Source organism: Flagellimonas yonaguniensis (genome assembly GCF_029193885.1).
GTDB classification, from domain to species: Bacteria; Bacteroidota; Bacteroidia; order Flavobacteriales; family Flavobacteriaceae; genus Flagellimonas; species Flagellimonas yonaguniensis.
The window spans coordinates 1-13,996 of sequence record NZ_JARFVB010000019.1 but is presented as its reverse complement, the minus strand read 5'-3'; the positions used below and the strand labels follow the sequence as shown (position 1 = coordinate 13,996).

10 protein-coding genes are annotated in these 13,996 nt (G+C 43.0%); 9 read left to right on the top strand and 1 reads right to left on the bottom strand.

The features are described 5' to 3' along the window. Positions 1-230 precede the first annotated feature (230 nt). The 4 genes from PY092_RS18200 to PY092_RS18185 all read left to right on the top strand — a co-directional run bounded on the left by PY092_RS18200 (position 231) and on the right by PY092_RS18185 (position 4,526). Positions 231-812: a hypothetical protein gene (locus PY092_RS18200; protein WP_275617190.1), complete on the top strand. Its 582-nt coding sequence runs from the start codon at positions 231-233 to the stop codon at positions 810-812. A 39-nt stretch (positions 813-851) separates the two neighbouring features. Next, a complete protein-coding gene (locus PY092_RS18195) occupies positions 852-1,922 on the top strand; it encodes a sensor histidine kinase (protein ID WP_275617189.1) in 1,071 nt (356 codons plus the stop codon). Beyond that, on the top strand, positions 1,901-2,623 hold the full coding sequence (locus PY092_RS18190) for a LytR/AlgR family response regulator transcription factor (protein ID WP_275617188.1): 723 nt from the start codon (positions 1,901-1,903) through the stop codon (positions 2,621-2,623). The genes PY092_RS18195 and PY092_RS18190 overlap by 22 nt, the downstream gene beginning before the upstream one ends. An 88-nt stretch (positions 2,624-2,711) precedes the next feature. Continuing rightward, positions 2,712-4,526: a CocE/NonD family hydrolase gene (locus PY092_RS18185; RefSeq protein WP_275617187.1), complete on the top strand. Its 1,815-nt coding sequence runs from the start codon at positions 2,712-2,714 to the stop codon at positions 4,524-4,526. Positions 4,527-4,730: 204 nt separating this feature from the next. On the opposite strand, the gene PY092_RS18180 is transcribed toward PY092_RS18185, so the two are convergent. Continuing rightward, positions 4,731-6,308: a M61 family metallopeptidase gene (locus PY092_RS18180; protein WP_275617186.1), complete on the bottom strand. Its 1,578-nt coding sequence runs from the start codon at positions 6,306-6,308 to the stop codon at positions 4,731-4,733. Between the two features lie 441 nt (positions 6,309-6,749). Here PY092_RS18180 and PY092_RS18175 point away from each other — a divergent pair, with 441 nt between their 5' ends. The 5 genes from PY092_RS18175 (at position 6,750) to PY092_RS18155 (ending at position 13,715) form a co-directional block, all read left to right on the top strand. After that, positions 6,750-6,941, top strand: coding sequence for an aldo/keto reductase (locus PY092_RS18175; protein WP_275617185.1), 192 nt, complete (start codon positions 6,750-6,752; stop codon positions 6,939-6,941). Between the two features lie 70 nt (positions 6,942-7,011). Further along, the gene (locus PY092_RS18170) at positions 7,012-7,593 is read left to right on the top strand and encodes an RNA polymerase sigma-70 factor (protein ID WP_275617184.1); all 582 of its coding nucleotides are present in this window, start codon (positions 7,012-7,014) and stop codon (positions 7,591-7,593) included. A gap of 71 nt (positions 7,594-7,664) precedes the next feature. Then, a complete protein-coding gene (locus PY092_RS18165) occupies positions 7,665-8,603 on the top strand; it encodes a FecR domain-containing protein (RefSeq protein WP_275617183.1) in 939 nt (312 codons plus the stop codon). A gap of 145 nt (positions 8,604-8,748) precedes the next feature. Then, positions 8,749-12,123, top strand: a complete 3,375-nt coding sequence (locus tag PY092_RS18160; protein ID WP_275617182.1) for a TonB-dependent receptor — start codon at positions 8,749-8,751, stop codon at positions 12,121-12,123. Positions 12,124-12,140: 17 nt separating this feature from the next. Further along, positions 12,141-13,715: a RagB/SusD family nutrient uptake outer membrane protein gene (locus tag PY092_RS18155; RefSeq protein WP_275617181.1), complete on the top strand. Its 1,575-nt coding sequence runs from the start codon at positions 12,141-12,143 to the stop codon at positions 13,713-13,715. Positions 13,716-13,996: the final 281 nt, after the last annotated feature.

The window sequence follows — 13,996 nt, the reverse complement described above, 5'->3', positions numbered from 1 at the left end:
GTCCAAACCTTTATGAATGTAGGAACAATGTATCGACCATAGCTTGAAGTTGGTGTTCAATCCGAGGAGAAAGCAGCAGGGGGATATGACTATGACCTGTTTATCGGCGCCCATCCCCCATAATCAGCATTCATGTACTTTTACTTATAGGGGATCTATGTTTTTCATTGCTTTGCAGTGTTGTTCGTAAAAGGATATGGCAACAACTATCAATCATTAAACCAACAGAAATGACAAAAAGAGTAATTTACCATTTGACACTGCTAATGATCTTCACGAATTGTGCATCCACGAAATTCGATCAGCCAACTTCGGAGGATTATGGGATTGGGGAAAAATGGATTTGGAAATGGGAACGGAAAGTGGATGGAGAGGTACGGGCAGAAGGCGAGGATATCCAGGAAGTTGTGGCCTATAATGGTAATTTAGGCCTTTGGAACGGTGTTGATACCGTTCAAATCCCAGCTATTGTGAACCAAAAGCAGGGTAGGACACCATTTCGTAGCTGGCCTTTGCGCGTGGGAAAAAAATGGAAATATGAATCAGAATGGGAAAATAATGAAGGCACCACTGGGAAAACCAGTCAGGATGTGGAAGTGGTTTCGTTTGAAGAATTGAGCGTGATGGCAGGAACCTTCAAGGCATACAAAATAGAATACAAAGGAATTGTCACAAATTCCAGGGGTTTTAAGGGCGATATGACCGATATTTGGTGGTATGCCCCTGAATTGAAAACATATATCAAGCATGTGAATGATGATGGGTATGGCATGTATACCAACGAATTGACCAGTTATTCAAAGGGCCATTAGAAACCATCATGAACAACCGCTAAACCATTGGGAACCAAAATGACAAATGCAAACCTATCCCTCTATTGGAAATGCCAGATCATTGGTTGGGGCATCGTTTCGTTGCTATGGCTTTACATTGCATTGGTACGGGACCAATTTGAAATTACCCACGCCTTGATCAACTATGTGCTCGATGTTTCCATTTGTATTGGTCTTACACATGCATATAGAGCCATTGCCCTAAGGGCAAACTGGAACCAATTGGAGATCAAAGGTTTGATAAAGAAGGTGATCCCTTCCATTCTGATCTTGTCGGTACTGTTCATGTTGATCATGAATGTAAAGACATCCGCCTATATTTATTTGGTCCTTGGCAACAATACTTTTGTTGAGAATCTATCTGTTTGGAACCCGGTGTTGATTACGGGATTGCGGCACATGGCCATTTGGGTACTGGCTTATCATGCGTATCATTTTTATGTGAAAGAGGTAAATACCGCCAAAGCAAATGCCCAATTATCCGTTATTGCCAAGCAAAGTCAGTTGGATAACCTATCGGCGCAGTTGAATCCGCATTTTTTGTTCAATTCATTGAATTCCATCAAATCATTGATCATTGAGAATCCATCGATTGCACGAAGGGCTATCGATTTACTGTCCGACTTGTTGCGTTCTTCTCTGTATGAAAAAGAACATATCACCATTTCCATTGCGGAAGAATTGGCCTTGGTAAAGGATTATGTGGAACTGGAACAATTGCGGTTTGAGGAACGGTTACATGTGAATTTCGATGTTGACCAAAGCCTCAAGAGTTGCAAAATTCCCCCGTTGAGCATACAACTTTTGGTGGAGAATGCCATCAAGCATGGGGTGGACAAACAGCTTGAAGGGGGCACTGTCGACATTTCCTTAAAAGAACATGATGGTTTTGTGGAAATCATCGTTAAAAATCCAGGAACATTTTCCAACGCAGGTCAGGGAGGCTTGGGACTGAAAAATTTGAAAGAACGCCTTTTGTTACAATATGATGGCAAGGCAAAGTTTACAATTGATTCGCCAAAAGAACATGAGGTGGTGGCTACCCTTTTGATTCCAAACGAAAAAACATGGGAACCTATACAACATTGATCATAGATGATGAGCGATTGGCTCGTGAAGAGGTCCGCAGAGCTCTAAAAGGTTATCCTGAATTTGAAATTGTGGGGGAGGCCAATAATGTGGATAAGGCTTTGGAGTTGATAGAGGCCAACCAACCCGATATCATTTTTTTGGATATTCACATGCCCGGAAAATCAGGATTTGATCTACTGGAAGAACTCACGACGGTTCCAGAGGTGGTTTTTACCACGGCCTATGATCAATATGCCGTTCAGGCATTTGAGGTAAATGCCTTGGACTATTTGGTGAAACCATTGCGGGAGGAACGTTTTGCCAAGACCATGGAGAAGGTCAAACAGGGATTGAAAAAGAGGGATGAGGCAAAGGAAAAACCATTGGACATCCATCAAAAGATATTTATCAAAGATGGTGAAAAGGTATATTTCGTCCCGTTGGCGGAAATCAGGTTCATCGAATCCATGGAGAATTATGCCCGCCTTTATTTTGGAACCGAAAAGGCCATGATCAAGCGTTCCCTGAACCAACTGGAAGAAAAGCTGGACCCAACCGTGTTTTTTAGGGCCAATAGAAGTCAGATTATCAATATGGAATACATCAAGAAAATACATCCATATTTCAACAACAAACTACAGTTGGTACTGACCAGCGGAGAGACCATTGAGGTTTCGAGCAGGCAATCCATAAAGTTCAAAAAATGGAACAGTTTGTAGAGCCTTGAACATCAATTTATCAAAATAACGAACAGCAAAAGCATAAAGCTTTAGGGGCAAATTATGCCCAAAGACAAAATCGATCAAAATGAAAAACCCAATCAGCAAATCTCTTTTTATTATAATCGCAATCCTTGGTTTTTTGGCTTCTTGCAAGCAGAAAGAATCAGTCCAAAGTCCAAGGTCAGTTACTGAAAATGGCACTTCGTATCTGATTCAGGACAGTATTTTGATTTCCACACAAGACGGAGCAAAGATCCATGCAATCGTGGTCCGAAATGCCGAAACCAAAGAACCTACCCCTGCGGTGTTGTTTCATACCATCTATGCGCGTAAAGATGATTTGAAAAAGGCCAAAATGGCCGCCGACCATGGGTATGTGGGAATAGTATCCTATACAAGAGGCAAGGGATTGAGCCCTGATTCCATTGTCCCTTACAAATATGAGACAAATGACACGTACGAGGTCATTGATTGGATCAGCAAACAAGATTGGAGCGATCAAAAAGTGGGCATGTATGGTGGCAGTTACGTAGGGTTTACCCAATGGGCTTCCGTTAAACACAAAGTGCATCCGGCCTTGAAAACCATTGTTCCCTCGGTTTCGGCAGCGCCAGGTATTGCCGAACCCATGGAAAATGGCGTTCATCAGAATTTCCATTATCCCTGGCACCACTATGTCTCCAACAACAAATATTTGGACACGACCCTATATTACAATGGGCAGCGGTGGCACGACCTGAACATGAAATGGTATGAAAAAGGGGTGGCCTATTGCGCCATGGACAGTTTGGACGGATTGCCCAATCCACAGTTTAGAGAGCGATTGTTGCACCCAACCATTGATGTCTATTGGCAGAACATGATACCTTACAAAGCCGATTTTACCCATATCGATATTCCTGTTTTGGCCACGACCGGGTATTATGATGGTGGACAAATCGGGACTCAATATTACTTGAGGGAGCATACCAAATACAACAAAAATGCGGAGCACTATCTGGTCATTGGACCCTACACCCATTTTGGTGCCCAAGCAAAGCCCAATGCCCATATTTTTGGGTATGACATTGATTCTGTGGCCCAAATTGATATTACGGAGTTGATTTTTGAGTGGTTTGATCATACGTTGAAGGGCAAGGCCAAACCTACGTTGTTGCAGGATAAAATCAATTATCAAGTGATGGGGGGCAACAAATGGGGACACGCTCCGTCGTTGGAACAAATGGCCAACGATACGCTTCGCTATTATTTAGGTAACCAGCGTTCGGGAGTGGCATTTGGATCGTTGTTCGGTACAGGGAACAATGGAAAGGACATCCATTACTCCCTTTCCGAAGAACCTTTGGATCCCAATGGTTATTTGGAGCAGACCATTGATTTTTCAGATCGGGGTAACCTCACTTGGAATTCGAGTGGTTGGAGAAACATTGTTTCGGACAGTCTTATGGTGGGCAATGGGTTTTCCTTTGCAACGGAACCTTTTGATTCCGATTTTGAACTGAACGGCTCTTTTGGAGGGGAAATCTCGGTGAGCATCAACAAAAAAGATTTTGATTACAACGTGCTGTTGTTCGAGCAGACCCCTGAAGGCAAATTCTTTGCATTGGCACTGCCGTATGTGGGTAGGGCCAGTTATGTATTGGATAAGGAAAATCGACAATTGTTGACCCCGAATGTGAAGACAAAGCTGCCTTTTGGCATCGTTCGGATGACCAGTAAAAAAATCAGCAAGGGGAGTAGATTGGTGGCGGTTGTAAATGGTATCAAAGCACCATTTTCGGATGTTAATTACGGCACGGGCAAAAACGTGAGCGAAGAGACCATCAAAGATGCCGACGAACCATTGGTCATAAAATGGTATGGCGATGGGTACATAGCGATTCCCGTAAAAACAAATTAGCAATATCGACAACTGGTCGGAAGCAATTTTTATCTGTGCAAACCCTTTGATCAAGTTTACCTCATCAACATGATGGAATCGTGCCAAAGGTATGATGAACGAAAATCATTAAAAATCCTGGCATAACCATCGGGAGCGGAAATATTGATCAAATCCCTTGGTGAGTATTCTTTTTTCTACATTAAGCTTATAGGACTGTTGAGCTTATTTACCCATCCAGGAATCCAAAATGGCTTTTTGCGAAGTAGAGGGATTCTCAATAGGGGCAAGGGTGTAAACATCCATCGATTTCTCGATGGGGTTCCCATCTCGGTCCTTAAAAGATTTGGTTAGCTGCTCCTTTACCAATTTCAACCCTGCATATCCCAAATAGGTGTCATAATCCAAGGGTTTTGGTGTATATATGTATTGAAACAGTTCTGTCAAGGGGGTTCCAGCAATATCGGTACATACGGTCCTGAACTCGGCATCGGTAAACCCTCTACCCAATTTCAGATAGTATTTATGGTATAATTGGCGCATTACATCATCCAAGGATTTTTCGTTGTTGGTAGCTTCCCTGATTCCAAAATCCATCAAAAGACCGACAATGGGCCCCTTTACATAATAGGAAATGCTTTTATTGGGGTCTTTGCCGCTTTTGCCAAAAGGTCCTTCATGCCATGTTTCAAAACTGGATTCGATCAAGGATTGGTATTCCTTTCCTGGATTGTTCTCAAACTGGGTTATGCCAGAGGCAATTCCTTTAAGGAAATCCGTCTCGGACGAGATTCCAGCACGGCGCACCATTATTCGTGAGTAGTAGGAAGTAAGTCCTTCACTGATCCACAATTGGGTGGTTTTGCTACCGTTTTGGTAATCGAATGGCCCAAGTTCAAAGGGTCTAATACGTTTTACATTGTAATGGTGAAAGTATTCATGGGACAAAAAATCAATCATACGCAGATACCCTTCCGGTAATTGCAACTGATCGCCATTGAAACTAACAGTGGAACTGTTCAGGTGCTCAATTCCACCCCGTCCAGGACCAATACCAATAAAGGTATACTCCTTGTAGGGAATATGATCGATGATCCCTGAAGCTACTTGTATTGCAGATTGTAGGTCTTCCACCAACTTTCCCTCATCGAATTCCCCCATCTTGTATCCCCAAAACCTATGGTTGATGCCATTGACCTCAAAATCTGGAAGCTTCTTTAAATTGCCCATCAAAAGTGGGGAATCGAGGAACGAATCAAAATCAGCAGCCTTGAAAACGGCTTTTTGGGCGTTCTCCGTTACAAGTTCAAGTCCCGTGACCACATCGGCCCATCCATTTGATTTTTTTACGGTTACCGTTATCGGGACATTCATATGGCCGTCTACGTACAAAAAGGAGTTGACAGGGATGATATAGGCCCTATCGGCATCGACATAACTGTTGGCCACAAAGGTGCGATCCGTGAAAATATCGTACGCCACTTGGATTTTTTGCCCCTTCACACCGGATAGTTGCCATGTCATTGGTTTGGAGTCATCCAAAGTTTGCCCAGAAAGAACTTCGAAATTTCTTACCCCTTTATAATAATCCATCATCTGGTAGTAGCCCGGCATCCAATTGGGCAACTGTAATTTCACTGTATCCGTTGGCCAATTCAGTAGCTCCAAGGAAACATGGTAGCTATGGTTATCGGGGTTCGGTATCGATATCTCATAGTCAAACGTAGGAAGGGATTCTTGGGCAATCAATGCCAAAGGGAAAAAAATGTATTGGAATAGAAAAATGGTCAGACGTTGGTTCATTATTTATAAGGTTGATTAACCATGTAAATATAGTCTATAATTGCCTTGTAATCTATCAAAAATGCATGGTCTGCGGTGTCGTTTTTTCATTTAAACCACCTATTTTGCCAAAACTTCACACATGAAAATGGCCTAAGTGTAGGGCTGTTTTTATAGTGTCTGATTGATGGAATCCATAAGAGTTTGAAAAAGGCCTCAAGATTTCTTTAAAATTACTTTGTGCCCCCTTGTAAACCACAATCAATTCAAGACTGCAATGGCGTTTTGCACCCTTGTCCGACATATACTTAGTGTATAACGACAATTATTTCACACAAACCTTTGCGCCACGATTTAGGTCGATCAATCTAAAGGTAACATACTGGTTGAATCTGTAAAAAGCATAGCGTAAAACGAAAACAAGAATTTTAGGAAAAGACTTGAAAGTATCCTCCATTGGGCATGAGCTTTGGCCATGGTCCGGCAAAAGATACTTCGGAAATGATTCAATTGCCTCGCAAGGCAGTGGAGATGGGCGTGACATTTTTTGATACCGCAGAGGTCTATGGTCCTTATACCAACGAGAAACTCTTTGTAGCCGGCACTTCAAATTGGAGTATGCCAAAAAGGTCTAGCTGGGTCCTTACATTTTAGTTCCAATCAAAATTTGCTGTTAATTCGAAATTTGTAAATTGCGAGGGTAAAATATTTGCATTTCTCTAAAATGAAGCCAGAATATTCACATAACCTCAAAACAAATCCAGTTTCCGATATGGGTATGGATAGCGATTTTGGCTTAATGTATGACTTCTACAAACCCAAACTGTTCGTCATAGTCAATGCATATATTCCATCCAAAGAAGATGCGGAGGAAATTGTCCACGATGTTTTGATCAAGCTATGGGAAAAGCGGGATACTTTACAGATTAGATCCAATTTTACCGGCTATGTGTACAGCATGACCCGAAATGCTTCTTTGGATTATCTACGAAAGCAAAAAAATAAGCTCACCAAGGAAATGTCCACCGAACAGCAAGAGTTTTGGTTGAACCATGGTGCATTGGCAGATGATGCCGCATCTTCCATCTTGGCCAAGGAACTGGAATCCTTGGTCGATTCCGCCATCGAAAAGCTACCTGAAAAATGCAGGATGGTTTTCAAGAAAAGCCGCTTGGATGGACTTTGTCACAAAGAAATTTCCGAAGAATTGGATATTTCCTCCAAAACAGTGGAGAACCATATTTCAAGGGCCTTAAGACAACTCCGAACTGTCCTTGCCGATTACCTTCCATCACTGTTTCTATAATTTTTTCAACCCCGACTAGGGGGTACCTTTCTTTTTTACGTCCTGTTAGTGAACACTGTTCCTAAAACACAATGAACAACAAGGATATTATCGCTTTGGTAGAAGGCCGGCTATCAGATGAAAGAAAGGCGGAGGTGGTAAAGTGGTTGCTCAAGAATCCAAAGCAACAACAACGCTACCATGTGTTGAAAGCCCTCCATGTGGCTAAAATGCTCAAAGAAAATGAGCATGGGAATTCTGGTAGGCCAACCACCTTTGCAAAATGGTACAAGTATGTTGGATATGCAGCTTGTGTGGTACTGATGTTCGCACTGGCCTACACCTTGACCTCCCCTGAAGAACAATTGGTGGAGGAAACTACGAACATCACCATGACTACCTCCATCGGTGAGAACAAGACACTGACCTTGTCCGATGGCACCCAAGTGACCCTAAATGCGAATACAACAATTTCTTATCCAGAAACCTTTTCAGGGGATTTGAGGGAAGTCAGTTTAAGGGGAGAGGCCTTTTTTGATGTGACCCACAACCCAAGGAAACCGTTTATGGTGGCGACGGGAAATGGAATGAAGATTCAGGTACTGGGAACTGTCTTCAATGTAAAATCATATCCCGAAGATCTTAATGTGGAAACCACTTTGGTTTCAGGAAAGGTCAAAGTGATTGAAGAGCACCATAAAAAAACAGTCGTATTGACCCCGTCCCAAAGAGCCACCTATGTAAAGGATGCGGACAAGCTCATCGTGGACAATGTGGAAACCAAAAATTTAACGTCCTGGCGCGAGGGTAAACTGATTTATGATGAGACACCGATACGGCAGGTAATAGGCGACTTAAAGCGAAAGTACAAAGTGGATATATCCGTTGAGTCTCCAGGAATCATGGATTACAAATACACTGGGGAGTTCGACAATCTCGGCATTGAACAAATTTTGGACCTCTTTGAGGTTTCTTCCCCTATACTCTACAAAATGAACAACAACCAAATAACACTATATATGAAGAAATGACCCCTGAAAAAAGAGAGGAAGGTGTTCCCGCACCCTCCTCTCAGAAACTATTTAACCACATAAAAATGTAATTAAACATCGTAAACTCATCAAAATTATGGAAAAAAAGGAACTTTTTTTACCAAAGGTCCCAATTATCAGGATAATGAAAATCTATTTAATCTTAGTGGCACTTACTTTGGCCAAGTTATTTGCATCAGAGGCTAACGCCCAAAGTATTTCCTTAGAGGCGAATAACGTCAGATTAAAGAGGATTCTGAACGAGATAGAACGCAAGAGCGACTATAGTTTTTTCTACAATAACAGTATTGTGGATGTATATTCCAGAAAATCGCTAAAGGTTGAAAATAAAACCTTGGATGCCGTATTGAACGAGTTGTTCTCGGAATCCGATATCGCTTTTAGCTACGTCCGCAATCAAATCATTCTTTTTCCAAAGGACAACCCGGAAATCAAAAGTAAAATTGAAAGCCTTTTAAACAAGCATGTCGATAAAGCACCGACTGCTTTGACCCCGGACAGGATCAATGAACTTATCCGAACCACGGTACAGTTCACGGTCAATGGAAAGGTTACTGATAAAGCGGGAACCCCCATACCAGGCGTATCCATACTGGTAAAAGGCACTTCAAAGGGAACTACCACGGATTTTGATGGTAATTACAGCATCATGGCCGACACAGGCGATGTCCTTATGTTCAGCTACATTGGCTTTGTGACCCAAGAAATAGAAGTCACAGACCAACAGGCAGTGGATGTGGTACTGGAAGAAAATGTGGCCGCACTGGAAGAAGTTGTTGTTGTGGGATACGGTACACAGAAAAAATCCGATCTTACCGGTGCCGTTGGTGCCGTGGACAGCGAAACACTTTTAAAGGCACCTGTTAGCAATGCCCTTCAAGGAATGCGTGGTAAGGTGGCCGGTGTAAATGTATTTTTGAATTCAGGTTCTCCGACAGGATCTCCCAGAATCGTGATCCGTGGTGTGGGGACTATTAATTCGTCGACCGATCCTTTATATGTTGTTGATGGAGTGGTAATGGATGATATTCAATTCATCAACCCCAACGATATTGAGCGTATGGAAGTGCTGAAAGATGCATCTTCCGCAGCGATCTATGGTGCAAGGGGTGCCAATGGTGTGGTATTGATAACCACCAAAAGAGGGTCTCAGGATGAAAAGATATCCATAGGCTATGATGGATTTTTGAGTGTTGGAAGTATCCGTAAAAAAATGGATTTGCTCAACGCGGAAGAATGGTTGGAAGTCGTTAGGACAGGTATGGAAAATACTCCAAAGTATCGTCCAAACGATCCAGCTCCGGTATTTACCACCGATGACCCCAATTTATTTGACGCACAGGGCAATCCTCTATATGATACCGATTGGCAAGATGAAGCTACACGTACGGCCTATTCCAATAATCACCAGTTATCCATTCAACAAGGAAGTGAGAAATCATCCATAGGGGTGTTTTTGAACTATTCCCATATTGAAGGGATTATGCTGAACAACGAGTTGGATAGGATCAGCGGAAAGATCGCTTATGATGTGACACCGAAAGATTGGTTGAAATTGGGGGTGAACCTTTTGGTAAATGACGTTAAGGACACCGAGTTTGAAGAAGGTGGAGGAGGTCAATCACCAAGAAGGACCATGATAGAAATGCCACCGATCTTCCCCGTGAAATTTCCAGATGGAACATGGAGCAATAGCCAAATGATCAGTGATGCATACAATTTGGAATCCATGTCCAATCCAGTACATGTCTTGGAAACACAGGAAAGATTCTGGGAAAGGAACCAACTTTTCGGAAACTTCTATGCCAGTTTCAATATTATGCCCGGACTGGAATTCAGGACCCAGTTCGGTTTCGATAAAAACATCAGAAATAAAAAAGAATACTCACCAAGGGATTTGGTAAATATTTCCGCCCCCGATGGTTATGCCAGGATTTTTAATGAAAAGAGCACCTATTGGCAGCAGGAGAATTACCTGACCTATAACAAGGAATTCGGCGATCATAGAATCAACGCCATGCTGGGGTTGAGTTGGCAAGAGCGCAAGTACGAGTCCTCCAATATTTTTGCCAGAGGATTTAGTGATGACTTTTTCCGTTATAACAATATCGGTTCCGCCAGTAATCCAAGTGCACCGGAATCCACCACCAACGAGTGGGCCTTGAACTCCTATTTTGTGCGTGCTGGTTATACCTATAAAGATAAATATTTATTGACCTTGACCGGAAGGGTCGACGGTTCCTCAAGATTTGGGGAGGATAACAAATATGGGTTTTTCCCTTCTATTGGTGCAGGTTGGAATATTACTGAAGAAGCCTTTATGGAGGACGTAACCGCTATCAACCGATTGAAATTGCGTGGTAGCTACGGTATCACAGGTAATACTGAAATTGACCCGTACAGTTCATTGGCCACGGTATCATCCGGTACGGTTTTACTGAATGGTACTAGAGTAAGTTCCAGTTCCGTGAATCGTTTGTCCAATCCAGGTTTGGAATGGGAAAAAACAAGTCAATTTGATATTGGATTGGACTTGGCCGCTTTTGATTTCAGGTTGCGTTTTGAGTTTGACTACTATGATAAGTTGACCAAAGATTTGTTGTTGGACAGACCCGTACCGTACACCACTGGCTTTACTTCGGTTAGGGATAATATCGGTTCTGTTTCCAATAAAGGTATCGAGGCCATGATCACAGGAGAGATTATCCGTAAATCCGATTTCGGTTGGGAAACCTCCTTTAACATGAACTACAATAAGAATAGGATTGAAAGTTTGGGAGAGAACGATGAGGACATCGAACCAGGACCATTCTGGGTGTCTGGTAGCCAGACGATCTTACGTGTAGGGGAATCCTTGAGTTCCTTCTGGGGATATGAGCGTTTAGGAACTTGGGGTACGGACGAAGCCGCTGAGGCCGCTGAGGTTGGTGCTGTTCCAGGAGAGGCTAAACGATCTGCAGAAAAGAAAATCCTTGGAAAAGGTCTGCCGGATATTACGGGAAGTTTCATCAACACCTTCCGGTATAAGAATTTTGATTTCACGGCCGATATCCAATTTGTGGCAGGTGTGGAGATCATGCAACAATTCTATCACTCCACCGAGGACCGTTCCGGTATTGCCAACGGATTGTCCACCATACTTTATGATGGATGGACGGAGAACAACCAGAACACCATGGTACAGGAGATCAGGAACCAAGCCTATGCGGGACAAAACAGTCAAGTGGACAGCAGATGGGTAGTGGACGGTTCCTATATCAGGGGAAATCTATTCTCCTTGGGCTACAACTTCAATCAACAATTCTTGGATTTGATGGGCTTGAACCGTTTGAGGGTCTATGCTAGTTTGGAAAACGCTTTCGTGATCCATTCCAAAGACTTTCAAGGGTACGATCCCGAAGCAACTTCATGGGGCGGAAACCAATGGGGACAGAACATTTTCTTCTTCCAATACCCCAAGCCTAGGACATTTACCATAGGATGTAGCCTCAAATTTTAATCCATAAAAAAAATATCATGAAAATTAAATATATAGTTTTTCTCATAGGAATGATTGTATTGGGCTCCTGTTCGGACTTTTTGGAAGAACAACCCCTTGCCGAACTTGATTCCAATCAATTTTTTTCAGAACCGGACCAAGCATATAGTGCCGTGAATTCCCTGTACAGAACTGGGGCCCCCAACATGACGGATGGCGGTGTCTACAGCGGAACACCCATGATGTTGGGCGGATATATGTCAGGTTATTTTTATAATGAATATGCAGGTCAGGAATTGCATGTGAGCAATTCACAGGAGTTGACCCTCAACGGGGATAACATTGGAGGTTATTTACAAGACAGATGGAGGGAACTTTACTTGGGAATCTCCAGAGCCAATAATGCCATCAAATATATTCCCGAAACCCCGGGATTGAGTGATTCGGAAAGAATGCAATTGTTGGCAGAAGCCAAATTCTTCAGGGCATTCGCCTACTATTATTTGGTTAGATGGTTCGGTCCGGTTCCATTGACTACAGAACCCTACGAATCTTTGGAGAACCTATACTTGGAGCGAAGCCCAATAGCTAATGTCTATGCCTTGATCGAGCAAGATCTGACGGATGCACTGGACGGCGGATTGCCAACAGTGAGCATGGTGGACAATGGAAAACGAGTTACCGCAGGAGCAGTGGCGACCTTACTGGCCGATGTGTACCTGACCATGAGCGGTAACCCATTGAACGCCGACCGATATGCCGAAGCGGCAGTATTGTCACAAGATATCATCAACGGAACATACGGTTCCTATGATTTGGTTCAGCACGATGAAGTTTCCCCAGGGGTAGTGGATGTTGAAAACTCTGCCTATAATAAAATCAGAAAAGGAGATGCATCAGCAGTAGAGCACATTTATATCAAAGAATACGATCCAGAGATCGCCACTTCGGTATATCCAAGATATTCCTATCCTGTGGCACTCGCTTCGGATGTGTTGTATGACATTACGAATGGTGGATACCTGCCTTCCGATGGCTTTATGGATCTATACGATCCTGCCGGGGACCTTAGAATACAGGAAAAGCAGTACTTCCATTCCACCTTTCAGGATACAGAGCAGACCTTTGCCACGGCACCTTACATTTGGCATGATGATACTGCAGTATTTGAAACTGCTAATTCAGGAAAGGATTTTGTGGTCTATGGTTATGCCGATGTGCTTTTGATCGCTGCCGAGGCTATAGCCAGATCAAGTGGGGTAAATACTGATGCTGTCAACTATTTGGCCCAAGTAAGATCAAGAGCTTATTGGGAATCCGATATGGCCACCATTGAAGCAGAGTTGTCCGGATTGGGTACAGATGCCTTTGTACAAGAAGTATGGAAAGAAAGACACAAAGAACTGGTGTTTGAATTCAAAACATGGTTCGATATTGTTCGTACTGGACAATTTCCAGTGGCTGATGCCCCGGGTTCCATATCTTTTGTAAATGCAGTGGGCCATACCACGGAAAGAGGCAAACAGATTGAGGCAAAGCACATGTTGCTGCCTTTGCCAGGACCTGAACTTCAACGTAACCCAAGCTTGGGTACGGATAACAACGGCTATTAAACATTTTTAAAACTTAGGGGCCCATGCCATTTACGGATGATGGGCCTCATTTTTTCATTTTCAAGATTTTTGTGATGACCTGCTTCAAGACAATCAAGTAAGTTCATTGCAGCGGTTTTTCGTTAAGATCGATTCATTTTATTCATACATAATTAAACCAAACACAGATCAATGCAGATAATAGAGAACGGTACGGTCTACGATGCGATCATCGTTGGCTCGGGTGCTGGCGGGGGGATGTCCGCAAAGGTGCTCTCGGAGGCCGGCCTGAAGGTTGCGGT